The sequence below is a fragment of the Mycobacterium sp. NGS17 genome (assembly GCF_059813205.1).
In genome coordinates, this window is record NZ_JCALED010000003.1 from 314,719 (window position 1) to 333,675 (window position 18,957).

An 18,957-nucleotide genomic window follows, 5' to 3' on the forward strand; every position below is an offset into this window, starting at 1 on the left:
CAAGCGGCTGTCGTAGTTGGTGCGATCACGGAACCCGTAGCAGGAGGGACATGAGTGATGACGTTCTGGCCCAGGTTCCCGTAGGAGAGTTCCACCTGCCCGCGAAGCCGCTGTTCGTGAAGCGGCCGCCATCTGCCCCAAGATGGCGTTGGCGCTACACACTGACTAGCGGCCAGTTCGCTTGTAACAGCGCTGATTACCGATTTGCGTCGGCGACGCCGCCGCATCGGCGCACCAGAGCCTCCACCGCCAAGAGCGCAAGTTCGCGGCCGCGGCGGACCCCATGCGGCCACCTGGTTTTCGGGAATATACAACAATACATATGATGTATTACTGTTTAGTTCTGTGACCGCAATCTCCGTCCTGCCATATCTGTCTTCCGCGACGCTGCCGCCATCCCAAATGTTCGTCAACGGTTCGTGGCTGGACGGAGCCGCCGATCCGATCCCCCACATTCACCCGGCGACCGGCGAGATGGTCTTCCAGGCACCACACGCCGACAGGTCCGCGGTTAACGCGGCGGTGACGGCAGCGCGTTCGGCGTTCGACGACGGTGTCTGGCCGCGAATGATGGGCAAGGATCGCGCGCGGTATTTGCGTAAGATCGCCGACCTCATCCGTACTGACGCCGCGAACTTGAATACCCTGCTCTCCCTGGACAATGCGACGCCGAGTTCGTTCTCTGGCTTCTACCAAATGGGAGCCGAGTATCCGGCAGACCTGTTCGACACTTACGCGGGATGGGTGGACAAGGTCACCGGCGAAACGTACCCACAATGGGAACCCACTCAACCGTTCACTTTCACAACGCACGAACCCATCGGAGTCGCTGGGATCGTCACACCGTGGAATGCCCCGATGAGCCTGTTCGCCCAGAAGGTGGCCCCGGCATTGGCGGCGGGCTGCACGTTGGTCGCCAAGCCCTCGGAGCTGTCCCCGCTGGTCAGCTTGCGCATTGCGGAACTGATTGCTCAAGCCGATCTCCCGGCGGGAGTGTTCAACGTGGTGACCGGTCCCGGCGACCCAGTAGGTACGGCGCTGGTCAACGATCCTCGAGTTGACAAGGTGTCATTCACCGGCAGCCGGGCAGTGGGTGGTGCGATCGCGGCCACCGTGGCCGCCCGAATTGGGCGAGTCTCGTTAGAGCTGGGTGGTAAAAGCCCGGCAGTGATCTTCCCCGACGCGGACCTGGGCATGGCTGTCGGGATCGCCGCGGGCAACGCATTTCTCGGACTGTCGGGCCAGGTGTGCGTGTGTCAGTCTCGGATCTTGGTGCACCGCGACGTGTACGACGACGTCGTGAACACGCTAATCGGCTTCGCGTCGGCCGCGACATTCGGTGACCCGTTCGACCCCGCGGTCTCGGCGGCACCGATGATCAGCCCTCAGCACATGGACCGGGTGCTCGGCCACATCCACAGCGCAATCAGTGAGGGCGCTGAAGTCGCGGCAGGCGGGGGCCGCGCCGAAGGCGCCCCAACGGCCGGCAATTTCGTCGCCCCAACGGTGCTGGTCAATGTGGAAAACTCGATGGCCGTGGCCCGAGACGAAATCTTCGGACCCGTGTTGTGCGTGATCCCGTTCGGCGACGAGGACGAGGCCATTCGGCTGGCGAACGACACCACATACGGACTGGCAGCCGCGGTCTACACCCGCGACGTCGGCCGAGCGCTTCGAGTGAGCCGCGCCCTGCGGGCAGGCAACGTCGGTGTCAACACCTGGACGCTGCAACCGCACGCCCCGTTTGGGGGGATGAAGCAGTCGGGTTTGGGCCGCGAAAACGGGCGCGCAGGAATTATGGAGTACCTCGACACCAAGACCACCTTTCTTGGGTGAGTTTTGCTCTGCGTGTCGTTAGCGCGATTGGCGCGCTTCAGGAGCCCGACACCGGGTGTCACGTAGCATAAAGAGCTGGGAATATAGGCACCGCACGCGGAGGAACGACATGTCGACTGACCGAGCAATTGCCGAAACAGAGGTCGCCGACGAGTTCGATCGACGCGAACAGATTCTCGACGCCGCCAATGAGTGCTTTACACAACTGGGCATCCAGCGCACCAGCGTGCAGGACGTAGCGCGGATGGCCAGGGTCTCCCGGGGCACCATCTATCGGTACTTCGTCGACCGCGACGTGCTCATCGAGGCGGCGATCGAGCATGGAGCTCAACGCTTTTACCGTGAGGTCGCCGCGGCGATGGAAAAGAAAACCACGCTCGCTGAAAAGCTCGGCGCTATGGCCGAAACGAACGCAAAGATCCTCCTGGAACACCGAACCCGCAATCGACTCATGGCCGATGACGCCGAGCTCATGCGACACATGGTCTCCGACGGCGACAGTGCGGTCCGGCGCACGACAAAGTTTCTCGAACCCTACGTGCGCGACGCGCAAAAACGAGGTGAGGTCGGATCAGGAATTAACATCACGGCGGCCAGCGAGTGGCTCGCGCGCATCATTTATTCCTTTTCGACGGTCAATCAGGGACTGAGCTTCGATATGACGAAGCCAAAAACGGTCCGCGACTATGTAGAGAAATTTGCCATCAACGGCCTGCGCTGAGGGAAGGCATTACTCGCAGCTCACCTCGCCACGCACCAAAACGGCTGTGGTGCATTGACGCGTACCCGGACGCCTACGGGCGACGATCCCTATGCCGATCACATAGCCGTTCGGCTGTCGTGCCCCATGGCGGCGGGATCGGCCGCGAATTCACGGACCATCGCCTGGATCGTGTACGACGCGGCCAGCCGACCGTCTTGGCTGAACACCCGCCCGTCGCCCTGCACCAGCCCGCGCCCCGACCAGAAAGCGTGGTTGGTGTACAGCAACCAGTCGTCAATATCGAACTCGTCGTGAAACGCGATGGTGGCCTTGATGATCCCCGTCGAAAGGCTGACGTGCGCGCGAGCTTCACCTAGTCCCCGGTGGGGAAGCATGCCGGCCGCGATGGTCCAATGCGTCGTCGACTGAGCAAGCAACGCGGCCATTAAATAGCGTTCACGCGGCGCCTCGCGAAATCGGAGCCACGCATTGATCACCGGCGGTCCGACCCGCTCGGGGTCGGGATCATAGGCCCCGTCGACCACACGGATTTCGCGCCCGGTCATCCCGAAGCCCGGAAAAGCCACCGCCGCATCGGGTCCCGGCACGTCCGGCATCCGCTCAGTGTCCCGCATTACCTCGCCGGCACCAGAGTCCGCGAGAATGATTCCTGCACTGCGTAGCACGCTGTGTTGACACACCCGCACTTCGGCCGACGAGAATGTTCTGCCGCGGCGGAGAACATCGACGGTCAGGTCCACCGGTGCATCGAACGACGCCGCCTTGGTGAAGACCATCGATGCCGACGTAACTCTCTGCTCTGGAAGCACTTTCGATGCGGCGACGATGGCCTCGGCGAGGAGTTGTCCACCCTCGACAACGTTGCGGCGGGTGGGTCCGTGAGCCGCCCCAACGAAACAGCCGTTCTGCACAGGCTGAACATCGATCAGCCTCTGCAGCTCAATTGCGTCTCCCCAAAGTGGGAACGTGACAGGAACCTTCGAGCCGTCAGGCCAGTGTTCGACGACGACGACACGCAATCCGTCGTCATAGAAGGAGACGTGCCCCGCGATCGCGGCCACTTCAGGCAACGGGGTGCGGTATGTCCACACCACGTTTTCGATTGCGGGGTCAGCACTTGACAACGTCCAGTAACTTGCTCGGCCTTTGAAGGGGCACACGGTAGTGTGGTCCGACGGCGCGAAGAGTTCCCACCGCACATCAGCTTCGGGGAAGTACAGCCGGTCGTCGTGGTCGGTCTCGGTGACCACGAGGCAACGGTCACTTTCGGCGACAAGTACATCGCCGAACCACACCTGACCGGTATGAGGGCACGGGATTGCTTCGATTCGGTATTCGGGGTGATCGGGCCACGCTGATTGGACTTGCGCTGTCATGCCGTCACGGCCCTACGCATCGACGACGGCGGACGGACGACGAGCTGCTCGAGGCCCACGGCGGGAGAGTTCAGTGCACTCGCGAAAACGCCTGCCAGCACGTCGGCAACGTCTTCGGGCGTCATCAGCTCCTCCTGAAGCAGACCGCGCGCGATCCAATCCTGGACGACAACCCCCAGTAGATCGGGGTCAAAGGCCGCGGTGAACTCCGTGGGCACGGTTCCTCCCACCGTAATGCAGCAGAACCGGAAACTCGGATGCTCGGTGCGCCAAGCGTTAAGGCTCTCCGACAGCGCGGCCTTACTGGATGAATAGGCACCGAGGGCGGTCCTCGGCTGACCCACTGTTTCGGAGGACAGGGCGCTGACGATTGCAGAGGGCGCAAGCACCGGCACGCATGACTTGATCACTTGATGAACGCTGATGACGTTGGTACGCATTACGTCCAGCCAGTCATCGGCGGAGGTATCGGCGAACATGCGCAGCGGGGCATAACCCACCGATATGAAAAGCAAGTCGATGCCCCCCAGGGCGTCTCGCGCGACATCGGCGAGACGCGCGCAATCCTCCGTGCTGCGCACATCTGCGATCACGGCGCTGCCGCAGCCGGCCTCGGTGGCAACCTCTTCCAACCGATCCCGTCGGCGTGCGGCGATGAGCAGCTCCGCGCCCTCCTTACCCGCACGCACCGCGAAAGCCCGCCCAATCCCGGCCGATGCGCCCACGACCACGACGCGCTTGCCGGCCAAAGTCCGCTCACTCATGGCGCCCTCTTCTCACGTTCGCGGGTCAGGCCGCATCCGCCTTCGGGGAACACTAGTACATATGTTGTTCACTTGCGCCAAAGCCCGTCTGCGCAGGACGTAGATCAGCGGAGACCGTTGATCGCGAAAGTTTCGACGTAGCGCCGCACAGTCGCCGGCTTGGACATGTCGAATGTCTGCGCCTCGTTGACTGTGGAGAACGAGTAGATGATGCGCGCCAGCCATTCGCTGGCGGCCGTCACATCGACACCGGCGCCGATCTCGCCGCGTTCCCGGGCGTCGCGAACGTATGGCATCAGAAATGCCGTCGTGCGGCGCACTGCGGTGTCTCCATCGGAGATCATGTGTCGCATCAGCTCGGCGTCGTCGGCCATCAATCGGTTTCGAGTGCGGTGGTCAATCAGTATCTTCGCGTGGGTTTCGGCCATCGCGCCAACCTGTTCGGCCAGCGTCGCCTTCGCGGCCATCGCCACCGCGACTTCGCGATAGAACCGCTGTGCCCCGAACTCGATGGCGGCCTCGATGAGCACGTTGCGGTCCTCAAAGTAGCGGTACACCGTGCCCCGCGACACATTGGCCGTCCGCGCGACATCCTGCACGCTGGTGCGCGCGATCCCGAGCTGGGTGAAGCATTCGTTCGCCGCCCCCAGAATTTGGTCCCGGCGATCGAACTCCTCGGCCGAGTCCAGCTCGGCAGTGGCCCGTTCCGTCGACATTTCGCTCCTCTGCCGTGATAGCCGCCCCACCCGAAACAGCCATCTTACGCGACAAATTTGCCCTTTATGTTCAATCCATGCCCATGATCGCGCTTCTGGCAAGCAGATTAGTGGTCATTTCTACATTTCCCGTACTTTTGTTTAGTATGGGCCTTTGCCGGACGCCTTGCGTCAGGGTTCGATCGCACGGAAGGGGCGGGGGCTTGGACCTAGGCGTGGCGGGGCGCAATTTCGTTCTCGTCGGCGGGACCACCGGGATGGGTTTCGCCACCGCCCAGCAACTCGCCGAAAACGGAGCCAACGTCGCGCTTTTGGCTCGCGACGGTAACCGGGCCCGCGATCGCGCCGAGCAACTGAGCGCCGAGCATGGCGTCCGTGCGGTCGGAATCGCCGTTGACGCCGCCGCAACCGGCGACGGCGTCGACCAGGCTATCGATCACGCGGCCGCAAGCCTGGGCCCCCTTCGTGGTTTGGCCATTACGGCGGGCCCGATGAACCAGCAGGGACCGTTCCTCGAACACGGCGACGACTCGTGGGACTGCTACTACCAGCTGATCCTGATGGCTACCGTCCGCTCTTGCCGCGCTGCCATCCCCCACCTGCAGCGCAACGGCGGCGGGACGATAGTGACCACCGCCGCGTACTCGGTACGGGCGCCTAAGATCCTGATACCGCCCTACAACGCGCTGAAAGCGGCGGTGCTGACCTTGTCAAAAATCCTGGCCAAAACGCACGGTCCCGACGGCATCAGAGTGAACACCGTATGCCCGGGGCTGTTCGACACCGAGGTGAACGACTTCATTCGCGCGCAGCGCGCGGCGGAATACGACGTGCCACTCGAGGACGCGATCTACACGCACTTGGCGAGCAATCCGGACTGGAATATGCGGGTCGCCCTTCGCCGAGGAGGCCGCCCCGCCGAGGCGGGCGAGCTGATCGCCTTCCTGCTCGGCGAGCGCGCAGCCTTCATGACTGGCGCGGCCATCAACATCGACGGGGGCACGGACTTCTGAGGCGCTCGCGCTTGCCGACCTCAGATTCCGATCTCACCGGCGAGCAGTCCCCGGTGGAATGTGGGATCGCCCAGCAGGTGGCCGGAGGATTTTGCTCTCTTGTAGTACAGGTGCGCGGGGTGCTCCCAGGTAAAGCCGATCCCCCCGTGAATCTGGATGTTGACCGCGGCGGCGCGTGCATACGCATCTGAGCTGCACGCCTTGGCCAACGATGCCACCGCCGACAGCTCGTCGGAGAGTTGCGCTGCTGCGCGCACCGCGTAATGTGCTACGCCGCGGGCACATTCGACGTCTAGCAAGACGTCGGCGCACTTGTGGCGGATGGCTTGAAAAGATCCGATCGGCTTGCCGAATTGTCTGCGCATCTTGGCGTAGTCGACGGCCAGTTCGAGGCAGCGCTGTGCGCCCCCGACCTGTTCGGTCGCCAGCGCGGCACAGCCGAGCGCCAGGGTCCGCATCAGCACCGGCCACGCCTCACCTTCGCGGCCGATCAGCGACGCCGGCGCTGCGTTGAACTCGATGCGCGCCTGCTTGCGGGTCTGGTCCAAGGTCGACAGCGGCCGGCGAACAACACTGTCAAAGCGGTCAACTGCGAAGAGCGACAAGCCCGCATCGGTGTGGGCCGCAACGAAAATTACATCGGCACTACTACCGTCGAGCACATACGCTTTGGTTCCGTCCAACACCCAACCGTCGTCTGTGCTGCGTGCCCGCGTCCGGATCGCGCCGACTTCCCAGCGGCCCGACTCTTCGGTGACCGCCACCGTCGCGACGGTGCCGCCGGACGCGATGTTTGGCAGATATCGCTTCTTGGCGGCGTCGTCGCCGGAATGCATGATCAGGTTGCCCGCCAGCACGACCGACGCGAAATAGGGCGAAGGAAGCAGTGCCCGGCCCATTTCCTCGGTGACAATTCCGAGTTCGACGAAGCTGAAGCCCTGGCCGCCGAATTCCTCGGGGATGGCCAGCCCCACCAGGCCCATCTGGTCAGACATCTGAGCCCACACATTCGAGTCGTAGCCCCTCGGCGATTCCATCTGCCGACGCACCTCGGCCTCGTTGGCCTTGCTCATTAGGAATGAGCGCACGGTATTGCGCAGTTCGTTCTGCTCATCGGTGAACGCGAAACTCGTAGGATTGCCGGGCATTTCAAGTCTCCGTTGCGCCACGGCCGGTGGGGTCGACGCGAGGGACGGCAACACCTCGGCGCAGGGTGCGCAACCACTCGCCGACGACGGCCGGGGCCGGGACCGGCGCGTCGAAGCGTCCGGGATCGGCGGTCCAGAACGCCTCCCACGATGGGAAGGCGTCGTGGAATGCGCCGTCGTGATGCGGGGTACCGGGCCAGCGCATCTTGCGTGGCCCGACCGGCGGGTCGGTTATGTCGCTCTGATACCAGAACAGCGGTGTCCGGCGGGCGAAATACCAATGGCCGTCCCGCCGTTCATAGCTGTCCAGATAGGCCAGCAGCTCGATGACCCAGTTCGACTCCGTCTCTAAGTCGTTGCGTGAATAGACGAGTCCACTGGCGTTGTCGGCGTCGTGCACGTCGATGATGTGGCCGAGAACACCATGTGCGCTGCCCAACAACGAGCGCCGGATCTGGGCGTCGTACCACTCCCGCATCGCCGCGCGGCCGCGACCCTTGCCCGGCACGCCGATGTCGTCCACGAAAAGGTTTGCCAAGGAATCGAAGTCGCGCATGTCCAAAGCCACCGCATACTTGGCGGCTAGTTGCCGGATCTCGTCGATGGCCTCCAACCGGGCGACGCGCGTTTCTAAGTCCGTCACGCCAACTCCCCGGACTCCAGTAGCTGCGCCAACCGGTTCTTGTCGATCTTGTTGGTGGTGGTGTACGGCAGCCGATCGGCGTCGGGAAGGATCACCCATCTCTTCGGGATCTTGTAGGCCGCGAGTTCTGTTCGGCATGCGGCGACGAGTTCGTCTTGCGACATGCGGCGCCCTTGATTGAGCACGACCACGGCGCAGACGACCGCGCCTTTTTCCGCGTCCGGAACGCCGACGACATAGGCGATTCGGACGCCGTCGACGCTAGTGATCACCGCTTCGACCTCAACGGGCGCGACGTTGGCGCCCGAGGTCTTGATCATGTCGTCGGTGCGTCCGGTGAAGAACAGGAATCCGTCGTCGTCCAGGTATCCGGCGTCCTTGGTGTGATACCAGCCGTCGGCGTCGAACAGGTCGCTGTGCTGCCGTCCTACCATGCCGCGCATCATCGCCACTCCCCGCACACAGATTTCCCCGATGGTGCCGTTGGGGACCTCCGCTCCGGATTCATCGACGATTTTGTGCTCGTAGCCGGGTGCGGAGACCCCGAGCGAACCGCGCTTGCTATCGGGCACCGGTTCGTGCGGTGGCCACCAGGTGTGGGAACTGCACGTTTCGGTCATTCCCAACTGTGTGACCAGCAGTGATGGATCAGCCGCGCGCAGTTCCGGCGGTAGCAGGACCTGGTGGTACCCCGCGCGCAGACTTGACAGATCGATCGACGCAAATTCGGGATGATTCGCCAGTGCGCGGCCCACATGTGGGAATCCCGTTGCGTAAGTGGCTCGTTCGGATTCGAGCAGGCGCAGCACGTCGCCGGCGTCGAACTTGTGTTCGGTGAGAATGGTGGCGCCGGTCTGCATCGGACCGAGCAGACCGAATACCAACCCGGCAACCCAGAAGAACACCATCGGGATGTAGACCCGGTCGTCGGGCTTCCACTCGTGCTGAGTGGAGACGAAGCGAGAGTGTGTGATCGCGGTGCCGTGCGTATGGATGACGCCCTTGGGGTCCGAGGTGCTTCCCGATGTGTAGATGACGACCAAATCGTCGGATGGGCGGACGGTAGATTCGCACGCGCGCAGAAACGCTTCGGGCACCGGGTCCGGCCACTCACTAGGCCAGGAGCGCTCGGTGCCGCCGAGCCCAAAAATGTTGCGCAACTGTGGCAGCCGTTCCAGAGTCAGCGGCGCGCCCATGACCGCGACCTCAGCCGTGGCCTCGGTGACCCGCGCCAGCATGTCCTTGCCGAGCAGTGAGTCGACCGATAACAGGGTGTGGATGTCGGCGTCGCGAAGCAGCCACCTCAACTCCGGCGGCTGAAAGAAAGTGTTGATGGGCACCGCGACCGCACCGATGCGGGTGGCTGCCAGGAACGCGACCACGAAATCGGGCCCATTCGGTGCGATCACTCCGACGCGGACACCTTTGGTCACTCCCGCCGCAACCAGTCGCCGGGCCATCTCAGCCGACCTGGAATCGGCTTCCGCGTAGGTAATCCGCTCGACGATGCCGTCACCGACCGAGGAAACGATGAAGTCGCTGTCGCCATAGTCAGCAACCAGACTGGCCAGCATCGCCGGCAGCACCGGTGCGTACGGCAACGGGTCATAGCTGAACTTCCGTGCGGACTGACTCATGGCGCGACAGTCATTCCACCACCCAGCGCGGTTCACGCTTTTCGGCGAACGCGAGCATCCCTTCCCGGTAGTCAGGATGGGTCAGCTGGTGTTGCAGCACGTAGCGGTAGGCAACGTCATTGGCCGCGCGCAGCCCGACATCCAGGCTGGCCCACATCGCCTTGATGGACGCCTGCACAGTTGCCGGGGAGAGTTTCGCGATTTCCAAAGCGATTTCCCTGGCGCGCTGCTGCAGTCGGTCAGCGGGTACCACCTCATTTATCAAGCCGATCTCGTAACCTCGTTGTGCGCTGATACGCCCTTGCTTGGTCATCAGCCCCAACTGCATCACCATCGACAGTGGCATTCGGCGCAATAGCACCGCGGGTTCGAGCGCGAACACGTTGCCGACTGCCAAGTGTGTGTCGATCAGTTCGGCATGTTCGGCTGCGATGATCAGGTCGGAGTCGGCGACCTGATGCAGAGCGCCTCCGACCGCCATCCCGTTGAGAGCGCAGATGACCGGCTTCCATACGTTGTGGTGAAGCCGAGAACCGGGAATCTTGTTGCGGATGCCGCCCTCTGCCGTTGCCCGAATGTCCTGGCCCGCGGAAAACGCGCGGTCCCCCGCTCCGGTGATGATGGCCACTCGAACGTTGGGATCGTCGCGGACGCGCGCCCACGCATTGCCGAGCTCGGTGCGGGTCAGATCGTCGGTAGCGTTGAGCCGCTCCGGGCGGTTGATGGTGATCGTGGCGACGTGCTCGCTGACCTCGAACAGGATTCTCTTCAGTTCCACGGCGTCCCCTGGCATCGATCTGTAGCAGCTAAACACTATAGCAGTATTTGTCTTATCGTCTCATCCGAGACTTTTATGGCATCCACTGGCCCCCGGACACCGAAATCAGCTGGCCTGTCAGGTGTTTGGCTGCCGGCGAGCACAGGAATGCGACCACACCGGCAACGTCCGCCGGTTCGCCCAACTGCCCGGTCACAGTGCTCCGGCGCATCTGTGCCAGCTCTTCCTCGGTCTTGCGCCCGACTAGCCAGGGCGTCGCCGTGGTGCCGACAACAACCGTGTTGACCCGCACCCCGTGCTCGCCCAACTGGACGGCCATCAGCCGGCTCAGTCCCTCCACGCCCGCCTTTGCGGCGGCATAGGCCGGCGGACCGGTGCGCACGCCGTGGGCCGAGACCGAGCTGATGTTGACGATCGCCCCGCCGCCTTCGGCTACCATCTGCCGGGCCGCAACCTGCGCCATGATGAACGTACCCTTGAGGTTGACTTCCACGATGCGATCCCAGTCCTCGTCGCTCTGCTCGAGAAACGTTCCGGGCAGCGTCATCCCGGCGTTGTTCACCAATGCACGAATGGGTCCGTACTCCTCGGCGAGGTTGCCCAGCGCATCCTCCACGGCGCCACGATCCGTAATCGAGAGGTTCATGGGGATAAGATCGCCCGAGTGCGCCGCGTCGCAAACCTGGGCTCGGGCAATGGCTTTCGTGTTGATGTCAACCGCGGCCACGCGATGACCGGCGGAAATCAACTCGGCGACGATGGCCTCACCGATGCCACGCACTCCCCCCGTAACGACCGCCAGCGGACGAGATTCAACCGACACGCTGTCCCCCTCTCGTCGCTGCCGCGCGCTCGATCGCAACGATGGATGGCCGCACGAATTCAACGGCTTCGGCCATCAGCTCTGGCAGATTTCCCCGACCACCGCCGGCCACCCACACATCGATGGCCGCGCGGTTGGCGCTGTTGGTCAGCGTGGCGGCGAGGCGAGGCCTCAAGTCCATCTCTTTATTGCTGTTCAGCCACCGCGCCACTTCGGCGGTGAGCTGATCGATCCAATCTTCGTTGATCCGCAACATCGTTGCGCGCAGCGATGGCACGTTGTGGTACATGGTGGCGCGGACCAGGAAGATCTCGGGCTGTTCGATGATCGCCTCCGCCACCGCGGACGAGGTTTCGGCAAGTGCGTCCCACAAGGAGTTCGACCGTGCGGCACGAAACCGGCGGGCGGCCTCCTGGAGCCGATCGGCGTAGCCGTCGAACAGTATGTCGTCCTTGGTGGCGAAGTGGTGAAAGAACGTGCGCGGCGCGACACCTGCAGCGGTCGAGATCTGCTCGATTGTGGTCGTTTCGTAGCTCTGGGTGGCGAAGAGCTCGATCGCCGCGTTGATGAGTGCGTGTCGGTTACGCAATCCGCGGGCCCGCCGTTGGTCCATGGTCATCCCCCTGCCAGCGTCGCAGTTCCCGAACTCAACGCGACGATGTCACCTTGCAGTGTCCGGAAACGCACGGAATCTCCAGTTCGCCACATCTCAGTGCGCAGCGAAGCATCGAGTCCGACCGGCTTGGCAAAGCGGCAACTCAAGGATGTCAACGACTGTGGATCGCCGTGGCCGATTCCGTTGATCACCGCGCGTGCGGCGAATCCGAGGGTGCACAGCCCGTGCAGGAACACGTCGCCGAAGCCAAACTTGCGGGCCGCAGCCGGGTCGATGTGGAGCTGGTTGCGGTCGCCAGACAGTCGATAGATCGCGGCCTGTTCCGGCCGGATCACGTCGTCGAAGACTTCGTCCGGCGGCCCATCCGGATCTGGCTCGGCCGAGGGTCCCCGCTCGCCACCGAATCCCCCGGCTCCAAGGACCATGGTCTGCGACCGGGCCACAAAGACGGTTCCGTCCGCGTCGACCCCGCGGCTGGTCAATTCGACGGCGGCGTGTTTGCCCTTGTCCCATACCGACGACACCCGAGCCTGCACTGACAGGTCGCCGCTGGCGGTGATCGGCCGATGCAACTCCAGCGACTGGGCCGAGTGGACGATCGGAAACGTACCGAGGTCGAGAACACTGCGGAGATCCTTGACTGCCCACCAGTTGGCGATGAGGGCAAAGGTGGGCAACACCGCAGGACCGCAAGCCTCATTGAGCAGTGCCAACTCGGCGGGTGGGCGGGCGCCAACCCCCAACGCGTAGAGGATCACGTCGGTCTGATCCCACGTGAATGACGCCGGCCTCAGAGCGGTTCCGACCACGGAGTCGGAGAGGGTCACGGCACCTCCTTGGATTGAACGGATTGACGATATATGTTCAATCGTGCAATATAGTGGCAGTAACTGCAACTATATTAATGGGGTCAGAAGGAAGGACCGATATGAAGTTCGGCGTGTTCATCCTCGGCGACAAGCCCAACCACCTCAGCGAGCGAGAGGTGCTGGCCAACGTGCTGGAGGAAGCGCGCTGGGCAGAGGAGCTCGGCTACGACGAGGTCTGGCTGGCCGAGCACCACTTCTCGCCATACGGGATGCTTCCCGACCTTCCGCAGGTGGCTACGGCGATCGCTGCGCAGACCGAACGCATCCGCATCGGAACCGCTTGCATGGTCGCGCCCTTCCACAATCCGATCCAACTGGCAGAACGCATAGCGATGGTCGACGTTTTGTCCGGCGGACGCTTCGACGCCGGCTTCGGCCGCGGCTACCAGGCGCACGAGTTCAAGGGTTTCGGCCTCTCGATGGACGAGGCCACCAGCCGCTACCAGGAGTGCGTGGACATCGTCAGCCGGCTGTTGACGGAGGAAAACGTCAGCTATGACGGCAAGTACTTCCAGCTCGAGGACGTGACCATCTATCCGCGACCGGCGCAGCAAACGATTCCGGTGTGGGGCACGGTGATGAAGACGCCGTCAAGCTTCGAGTGGCTCGCCGAGAAGGGCTTCGGTGCGATCATCGGTAACCCCTACCAGGTCGACCCGGACCTACAGGGGGCGCTGGATATTTACTTGAAGGTGCAGTCCGAGAAGGGACTCGAAGCAGCCACCGGTAACGTGTGGGCGCTGCTCAACGCGTTCTGCCACGAGGATGACGCATTCGCACGCAGCTATCCGCGCGAGAGTGTCGAACTGTCCATCCAGACGCACCGCAAGTATTCAAGCCCCTTCGAGCGGGGCGGCGAGATACCGGCCGACTATAAGGCCTACTCGGACTGGTTCGAGAAGCACGACAAGCAGAGCTACGAGCAGGTGCTGAATTCACACCTGACGCTGATGGGTAATCCGGAGCGCATCGTGGAGAAGATGCGTACTGTCATCGACATGGGTTGGCGCAACATCATATTGCGCATGTCGCGAGGCGGGGCGATGGATCGCGCAAAGGTTTATGAGTCGATGAAGCTGTTCGCCCAAGAGGTGATCCCAGCGGCCACCGAGCTCGCGGCAGCGGCGGCTTGAGCCAGCAGCTGACCGACCGCATCCGGGCGGTTCTGGCGATCGACCCCGGGGCACCCGCCATCGAGTACCAGGGTTCTTGGACGACTTGGCAGGCGCTGGCAGACATCGCTTCTGGAGTTGAAAGCCAGCTGACAGCAGTAGGTTTGGACGAGGGGTCTGCTGTCGGCCTGGTGCTGCGTAACCACCCCGCGATGGTCGGGGCGATGCTGGGCGTGTTATTGGCCAACGGTTGCATCGTCACGATCAACCCGTCACACGGCGACGCCGGACTCGCATCGGACATCCGTGGGTTGAGGTTGCCTGCGTTGGTCGCAGTGCCGACCGACTGGCAGCGCACCGGAGTCATCCGCGCCGCCGCTGGGGCGATGGGGCTGCAGGTGATGACCGAGCCCGCCGACTGCGCTACCGTTGCCGGCCTCGAAGATCCTGGATCCGGCCCGTTCCGAAACAAGACCGCTGGTATCGCCGTCGAGATGCTGACGAGCGGCACTACCGGTCCCCCGAAGCGAATCCCGCTGTCCTACAGCACGTTCGAGCACACAGTCGCCGCGGCAAGCGCACATTACAGTTCGGGGCACCGGCCGGAACTCAGACTGCGTTCCGGCGTCGCGATCGTCGGCTCGCCGCTGGTGCACATGTCGGGACTGTTTCGCACGCTGCTCAATGTCTGCGAGGGCCGAAAGATCGCACTAATGGAGCGATTCCGGGTGCCCGATTTCGTGGAATTGGTGGTCCGGCATCGGCCACGCGCCGTGAGCCTGGTGCCGTCGGCGCTGTCAATGGTGCTCGACGCCGGAGTGGCGCCTGAGGTGTTCTCCAGCGTGGAGGTGGTGACCTCGGGCACCGCGCATCTGCCCGTCGATATACAAGAGGAGTTCGAGCAGCGCTACGGCGTTGCGGTCTTGCCATCCTACGGCGCAACGGAATTCGCGGGCGGAGTGGCGGGCTGGAACCTTGCCTTACATCGGGAGTGGGCCGCAGCCAAACGCGGCAGCGTAGGACGGCCCCAGCAGGGCCGGGAAATCCGCGTCATGTCCATAGAAGACGACAGCGAGATGCCGGCCGGTGAACAGGGTCGCATCGAGGTCCGTACCTCCGGGGGCGCCTGGGTGCGGACCACCGACCTCGGCCGTGTCGATGACGACGGCTTCGTGTTCATCGATGGGCGCATCGACGACGTCATCATCCGCGGTGGCTTCAAGGTCACGCCCGCCGAAATCGTCGAGGTCCTGCGCAGCCATCCGGCGGTGCGCGACGCCGGTGTGGCCGGTCTGCCCGACGAGCGGCTCGGCCACGTGCCGGTCGCAGCAGTCGAGTTGGTCCACGGTGGTCAGGTCACATCGGAGGATCTTCTGGCCTATGTGCGCGAACGAGTCAGTCGCTACCAGGTTCCGGCCCGTCTGGTCATCGTCGATGAGTTGCCACGGACGCCCTCGCTCAAGGTCAGCCAGCCCGGCGTGCGTGAATTATTCGAAGAGGTGCGGAGTTGACAATCGACATCCGAGGGGCGGCGGCCGTCGTCGGTGTAGCCGACGAGGTTTCGCCGACCGGTGTGATTGACGTTCCGCTGCGGGAATTGGAAGCGCGCGTCATCACCGCGGCGTTGGCCGATGCCGGGTTGTCGCTGCGGGACGTCGATGGCCTGTGCACCTGTACCGGCGGAGCGCTCATGCATTCGGTCGAACTGGCCGAATACCTGGGAATAACACCACGATTCACCGATGCCACTCAAACCGGGGGCGCCAGCTACGGGCTGTACGTCGAGCATGCCGCCGCGGCGATCGCCGCCGGTGAAGCCGAGACGGTAGTGGTCGTCTATGCATCCACACCGCGTGCCGCCCGAAAGCGAGGCGAAAAAGGTCTTGGCGTCTTCGCCACCCCCGAGCGGCTCGAGTGGGAGAACCCGTTTGGCGTGATGCTCCCGATCAGTGCCTACGCGCTGGCCGCCAACCGCCACATGGCCACTTTCGGGACCACCGCCGCTCAGCTCGCTCAGATCGCCGTCGACACCCGGCGTTGGGCGGTAATGAATCCGCGCGCTCACCTGCGCGAGGCGATCACCGTGAATGACGTCCTGGACTCCGGCTTCATTGCCGAACCGCTACACAAGCTCGAGTGCTGCCTAGTCACCGACGGCGCCGCGGCACTGGTGGTCACGAGCGCCGAGCGCGCCCGCAACCTGGCCAAACCGCCGGCCTTCGTCCTGGGTGCGGCGTCGGCGGCCTCGCACGCGATGATCTCCCAAATGCCCGACCTCACCGTCTCCCCAGGTGGCCTTTCGGGGCCAGCCGCCTTCCGTGCAGCTGGCCTCAACCCGGCCGACATCGATGTGGTCGAGCTCTACGACTCGTTCACCATCACGGTGCTGCTGGCGCTCGAAGACTTGGGCTTCTGCCCGAAGGGCGAAGGGGGTTCGTTTGTCGCGGACGGCGCGTTGGGACCCGGAGGTACGCTGCCCGGTCAGACCTCCGGCGGCGGGCTCGCCTACACCCACCCCGGGGCGTTCGGGGCCTTCCTGCTCGTCGAGGCCACGCGCCAGTTGCGCGGTGAATGTGGCGAACGCCAGGTCCCAGAAGCGAAAACGGCTGTCGCACACGGCACCGGCGGGGTGCTCTCAGCCACCTCGACGGTGATTCTGGGAACGGAGGCGACGCTGTGACCGATACGCTGCCCGTCCCCCCGCCCAGCCCGGCATCCGCGCCCTTCTGGGACGCGACCCGGCGTCGCGAGCTGACGGTCCAACGATGCGAATCGTGCTCGCGGCTCGTCTGGTACCCGCGGTTCGTCTGTCCGCACTGCGGCGGGTCGTCGCTGCAGTGGGAGAAGTTGAGCGGCGACGGGGTCGTTTACGCGGTCAGCGTGCACCACCGCGCCGCGCTCCCCGCCCTTGCCGACAAGGTGCCGTACTCCGTGGTGCTCGTCGATCTGGACGAAGGTGTCCGCATGATGTCGAACGTGTTCGGTCCCCCTCCGACGGTTGGTGACCGTGTCACCGTGGCGTGGGTGCCGCTCGAGGACGGCCGCAATCTCGCTGTCTTCGAAACGAAGTGAGTCCTGATACCGCGCTGCGGCGCGTCCGCGAAGAGGTCGTGCTCCGGCACGTCGCGGCCGAGAATGCGCGCGACCTGGACGCGGCGATGGCCACCTTCACCCATCCGCGCTACGAGATCATCCCTACGGGAACCGTTTTCGATGGTGGCGAGGCGGTCCGCGCAATGTTGTTGCAGCAGTGGGTGGATCTCCCCATGCTGCGATATGCCGCGGAGGCGATCTACCACGGGGACAACGGTCTGGTCGTGGAGACCCGAACGACCGCACCCGGCACACCGCTCGACATGTTGAGCGTCAACCTCTTCGGCTTCCGCGGGCCCGATCTCGTCCTGGAACGTTGTTATTTCGACCGGATGCTGCTCGCTGCGCAACTCGAGTCGATCCGGACGCCCTAGTCATCGACAGCGTCACGGACCGCCTGGACGAGTGCGGGGATGTCGCGATCCCGATTCGCGCCAGGCAAGGGCCAGTGCGTCATTCGCAGGTCGGTCACGCCGGCGTTCGCCAGCGAGGTCGCTCCCGCGGCGACCGCGGTGAGGTCGAGCCGGCCATCGGCACTCGTCTGCATGCGCAGCGTCCCGGCAACACCGAACCCGTCCGGGTCGCCGCCGGCGCGCTCGACCGCGGCGCGCATTCGACTAATTCCCGCGGCGACATCCCGCGCATCCGGACCCCACGGGATCCACCCCCGTCCAAAGCGAGCGAGCCGGCGAGCGACCGCTCGGTTCACCGTCCCGCTCACCCAGACCGGTACTCCGCCGGGCTGCACTGGTTTGGGCATCTGGTGAATCCGCTCAAAACTCAAACCGGCTGAGTGATAGCTCACCTCGTTCTCCCGCCATAGCCGCTGGCATACTTCGAGCGTCTGGTCCAGGATCGCCCCGCGTCGGTCGAAGTCCACTCCAGCCGCGTCGTATTCCTCACGCTGCCAGCCGACGCCCACCCCGACATCGACGCGGCCACCGGACAGAACGTCCATGGTCGCAAGGGTTTTCGCAAGGACCGCGGCCGGACGCAGCGCGGCGAGCAAAATGTTTGTGCCCAGCCGGATTCGCTCGGTCTTTGCCGCCAGGTAGGTCAGCGTCGTGAGCGGTTCCAGCCAGTGCCCGTCCGGACCGGTCGGTTGGCGACCACCTATTGTTCCGCCCGTCCGTGGATCCGCGTACGCGTCCATGTTCATGCCGAACGCGACGTGTTCCGAGACCAGCAGGCGGTCGAATCCAGCGCCCTCCAACAGTTGCGCCCAATCCGTCAGGTGTTCCCAATCCGGCGGTGCCGCTGCGGAAAACGACGGAATCCCCATCGAGAGCTGTAGCGGGGCCATCAACTGAGTCCTCCGATCGACGCGGCCCGGTCCTCGGTGGCATCGACGACGACCCTGCGGTGCGCGATCCGCCACCGCAGACCGCCGTCGAGCGAATACTTGTCCAGGTAGCGGATGTGCATGACGTGGTTCTGCCCGTCCGGCTCGCCACCACGAAAGTGATTGGCAGTGCAGTAGATTTCGCCGACCGCCGACTCCCCCTCGACGACATACAGGCCCTGTGCAATGAGGTGAGCGGTGCGTGGCCACCGCGCGACGATGCCGATTATCCGTTGAATCTCGCCGTGACCGGTCAGCGTTCCCGGTTCGCGCCCGGGTCTTTCGACGAGCATGGACGCGTCGGGGGCGAACACCGCCAGAAGCGCGTCGCGATCTCGGCGATCGACCGCCGCCGCATACCTGCGGGACAGCGCTTCAAGTTCCGCATGGGGAAGTGCCCGCGAGATATCCATCTGCTTCCCGTGCCGGCCGATAGAGACCCGTAGACGATACCGCCTGAGCTTGTC

The 18,957-nt window shown here is 64.0% G+C and carries 20 protein-coding genes; 8 read left to right on the forward strand and 12 right to left on the reverse strand.

Features of this window, described 5'->3' with window-relative positions; genetic code table 11:
* Positions 1-345: 345 nt before the first annotated feature.
* On the forward strand, positions 346-1,836 hold the full coding sequence (locus tag AC5Y7E_RS09355) for an aldehyde dehydrogenase family protein (RefSeq protein WP_499919941.1): 1,491 nt from the start codon (positions 346-348) through the stop codon (positions 1,834-1,836).
* A 109-nt stretch (positions 1,837-1,945) separates the two neighbouring features.
* A complete protein-coding gene (locus AC5Y7E_RS09360; protein WP_499919940.1) occupies positions 1,946-2,557 on the forward strand; it encodes a TetR/AcrR family transcriptional regulator in 612 nt (203 codons plus the stop codon).
* Between the two features lie 98 nt (positions 2,558-2,655).
* Here AC5Y7E_RS09360 and AC5Y7E_RS09365 read toward each other — a convergent pair whose 3' ends face one another.
* The 3 genes from AC5Y7E_RS09365 to AC5Y7E_RS09375 form a co-directional block, all read right to left on the reverse strand.
* Complete coding sequence (locus AC5Y7E_RS09365) at positions 2,656-3,936, reverse strand: DUF427 domain-containing protein (protein WP_499948603.1); 1,281 nt, start codon at positions 3,934-3,936, stop codon at positions 2,656-2,658.
* Positions 3,933-4,685, reverse strand: coding sequence for an SDR family oxidoreductase (locus tag AC5Y7E_RS09370; RefSeq protein ID WP_499919938.1), 753 nt, complete (start codon positions 4,683-4,685; stop codon positions 3,933-3,935). Before AC5Y7E_RS09370 ends, AC5Y7E_RS09365 begins: the two co-directional genes overlap by 4 nt.
* A gap of 119 nt (positions 4,686-4,804) precedes the next feature.
* Positions 4,805-5,416 carry a TetR/AcrR family transcriptional regulator gene (locus AC5Y7E_RS09375; protein WP_068268263.1) on the reverse strand — a complete coding sequence of 204 codons (612 nt, stop codon included), beginning with the start codon at positions 5,414-5,416 and terminating at the stop codon, positions 4,805-4,807.
* A 77-nt stretch (positions 5,417-5,493) separates the two neighbouring features.
* Here AC5Y7E_RS09375 and AC5Y7E_RS09380 point away from each other — a divergent pair, with 77 nt between their 5' ends.
* Positions 5,494-6,429, forward strand: a complete 936-nt coding sequence (locus tag AC5Y7E_RS09380) for an SDR family NAD(P)-dependent oxidoreductase (protein WP_499948604.1) — start codon at positions 5,494-5,496, stop codon at positions 6,427-6,429.
* 20 nt (positions 6,430-6,449) lie between these two features.
* On the opposite strand, the gene AC5Y7E_RS09385 is transcribed toward AC5Y7E_RS09380, so the two are convergent.
* From AC5Y7E_RS09385 to AC5Y7E_RS09415, 7 genes are all read right to left on the reverse strand, one after another.
* Complete coding sequence (locus AC5Y7E_RS09385) at positions 6,450-7,577, reverse strand: acyl-CoA dehydrogenase family protein (RefSeq protein WP_499919936.1); 1,128 nt, start codon at positions 7,575-7,577, stop codon at positions 6,450-6,452.
* Between the two features lies 1 nt (position 7,578).
* Positions 7,579-8,220: a nuclear transport factor 2 family protein gene (locus AC5Y7E_RS09390; protein WP_499919935.1), complete on the reverse strand. Its 642-nt coding sequence runs from the start codon at positions 8,218-8,220 to the stop codon at positions 7,579-7,581.
* Positions 8,217-9,857: a class I adenylate-forming enzyme family protein gene (locus AC5Y7E_RS09395; protein ID WP_499919934.1), complete on the reverse strand. Its 1,641-nt coding sequence runs from the start codon at positions 9,855-9,857 to the stop codon at positions 8,217-8,219. Before AC5Y7E_RS09395 ends, AC5Y7E_RS09390 begins: the two co-directional genes overlap by 4 nt.
* Before the next feature lie 10 nt (positions 9,858-9,867).
* Positions 9,868-10,635 (reverse strand): enoyl-CoA hydratase-related protein, encoded by a 768-nt coding sequence (locus tag AC5Y7E_RS09400; protein ID WP_499919933.1) that lies wholly within the window; start codon positions 10,633-10,635, stop codon positions 9,868-9,870.
* Between the two features lie 73 nt (positions 10,636-10,708).
* Positions 10,709-11,458 (reverse strand): SDR family NAD(P)-dependent oxidoreductase, encoded by a 750-nt coding sequence (locus tag AC5Y7E_RS09405; protein WP_499919932.1) that lies wholly within the window; start codon positions 11,456-11,458, stop codon positions 10,709-10,711.
* The gene (locus tag AC5Y7E_RS09410; RefSeq protein WP_499919931.1) at positions 11,448-12,077 is read right to left on the reverse strand and encodes a TetR/AcrR family transcriptional regulator; all 630 of its coding nucleotides are present in this window, start codon (positions 12,075-12,077) and stop codon (positions 11,448-11,450) included. The genes AC5Y7E_RS09405 and AC5Y7E_RS09410 overlap by 11 nt, the downstream gene beginning before the upstream one ends.
* Positions 12,074-12,901 (reverse strand): MaoC/PaaZ C-terminal domain-containing protein, encoded by an 828-nt coding sequence (locus AC5Y7E_RS09415; RefSeq protein ID WP_499948606.1) that lies wholly within the window; start codon positions 12,899-12,901, stop codon positions 12,074-12,076. The genes AC5Y7E_RS09410 and AC5Y7E_RS09415 overlap by 4 nt, the downstream gene beginning before the upstream one ends.
* A gap of 101 nt (positions 12,902-13,002) precedes the next feature.
* On the opposite strand from AC5Y7E_RS09415, the gene AC5Y7E_RS09420 reads away from it, so the two are divergent.
* From AC5Y7E_RS09420 to AC5Y7E_RS09440, 5 genes are read left to right on the forward strand one after another with little or no spacing between them, the layout of a single operon-like run.
* Entirely contained in the window at positions 13,003-14,076 is a 1,074-nt protein-coding gene (locus tag AC5Y7E_RS09420) for an LLM class flavin-dependent oxidoreductase (RefSeq protein WP_499948607.1), read from the forward strand.
* The gene (locus tag AC5Y7E_RS09425; protein ID WP_499948609.1) at positions 14,073-15,566 is read left to right on the forward strand and encodes a class I adenylate-forming enzyme family protein; all 1,494 of its coding nucleotides are present in this window, start codon (positions 14,073-14,075) and stop codon (positions 15,564-15,566) included. The genes AC5Y7E_RS09420 and AC5Y7E_RS09425 overlap by 4 nt, the downstream gene beginning before the upstream one ends.
* Complete coding sequence (locus AC5Y7E_RS09430) at positions 15,563-16,735, forward strand: acetyl-CoA acetyltransferase (protein WP_499948611.1); 1,173 nt, start codon at positions 15,563-15,565, stop codon at positions 16,733-16,735. The genes AC5Y7E_RS09425 and AC5Y7E_RS09430 overlap by 4 nt, the downstream gene beginning before the upstream one ends.
* Positions 16,732-17,127, forward strand: a complete 396-nt coding sequence (locus tag AC5Y7E_RS09435) for a Zn-ribbon domain-containing OB-fold protein (protein WP_499919926.1) — start codon at positions 16,732-16,734, stop codon at positions 17,125-17,127. The genes AC5Y7E_RS09430 and AC5Y7E_RS09435 overlap by 4 nt, the downstream gene beginning before the upstream one ends.
* Positions 17,124-17,522 (forward strand): nuclear transport factor 2 family protein, encoded by a 399-nt coding sequence (locus AC5Y7E_RS09440; RefSeq protein ID WP_499948613.1) that lies wholly within the window; start codon positions 17,124-17,126, stop codon positions 17,520-17,522. Before AC5Y7E_RS09435 ends, AC5Y7E_RS09440 begins: the two co-directional genes overlap by 4 nt.
* On the opposite strand, the gene AC5Y7E_RS09445 is transcribed toward AC5Y7E_RS09440, so the two are convergent.
* Both AC5Y7E_RS09445 and AC5Y7E_RS09450 read right to left on the reverse strand, forming a co-directional pair.
* A complete protein-coding gene (locus AC5Y7E_RS09445) occupies positions 17,519-18,451 on the reverse strand; it encodes a TIGR03619 family F420-dependent LLM class oxidoreductase (RefSeq protein WP_499948614.1) in 933 nt (310 codons plus the stop codon). The genes AC5Y7E_RS09440 and AC5Y7E_RS09445 overlap by 4 nt on opposite strands.
* On the reverse strand, positions 18,451-18,903 hold the full coding sequence (locus AC5Y7E_RS09450) for a nuclear transport factor 2 family protein (RefSeq protein WP_499948615.1): 453 nt from the start codon (positions 18,901-18,903) through the stop codon (positions 18,451-18,453). The genes AC5Y7E_RS09445 and AC5Y7E_RS09450 overlap by 1 nt, the downstream gene beginning before the upstream one ends.
* Positions 18,904-18,957 lie beyond the last annotated feature (54 nt).

Coding starts and splice junctions, on each gene's coding strand:
- AC5Y7E_RS09375 (WP_068268263.1), bottom strand. CDS start 5,416: ATGTCGACGGAACGGGCCACTGCCGAGCTGGACTCGGCCGAGGAGTTC.
- AC5Y7E_RS09420 (WP_499948607.1), top strand. CDS start 13,003: ATGAAGTTCGGCGTGTTCATCCTCGGCGACAAGCCCAACCACCTCAGC.
- AC5Y7E_RS09395 (WP_499919934.1), bottom strand. CDS start 9,857: ATGAGTCAGTCCGCACGGAAGTTCAGCTATGACCCGTTGCCGTACGCA.
- AC5Y7E_RS09450 (WP_499948615.1), bottom strand. CDS start 18,903: ATGGATATCTCGCGGGCACTTCCCCATGCGGAACTTGAAGCGCTGTCC.
- AC5Y7E_RS09410 (WP_499919931.1), bottom strand. CDS start 12,077: ATGACCATGGACCAACGGCGGGCCCGCGGATTGCGTAACCGACACGCA.
- AC5Y7E_RS09380 (WP_499948604.1), top strand. CDS start 5,494: ATGCCCATGATCGCGCTTCTGGCAAGCAGATTAGTGGTCATTTCTACA.
- AC5Y7E_RS09385 (WP_499919936.1), bottom strand. CDS start 7,577: ATGCCCGGCAATCCTACGAGTTTCGCGTTCACCGATGAGCAGAACGAA.
- AC5Y7E_RS09360 (WP_499919940.1), top strand. CDS start 1,946: ATGTCGACTGACCGAGCAATTGCCGAAACAGAGGTCGCCGACGAGTTC.
- AC5Y7E_RS09365 (WP_499948603.1), bottom strand. CDS start 3,936: ATGACAGCGCAAGTCCAATCAGCGTGGCCCGATCACCCCGAATACCGA.
- AC5Y7E_RS09445 (WP_499948614.1), bottom strand. CDS start 18,451: ATGGCCCCGCTACAGCTCTCGATGGGGATTCCGTCGTTTTCCGCAGCG.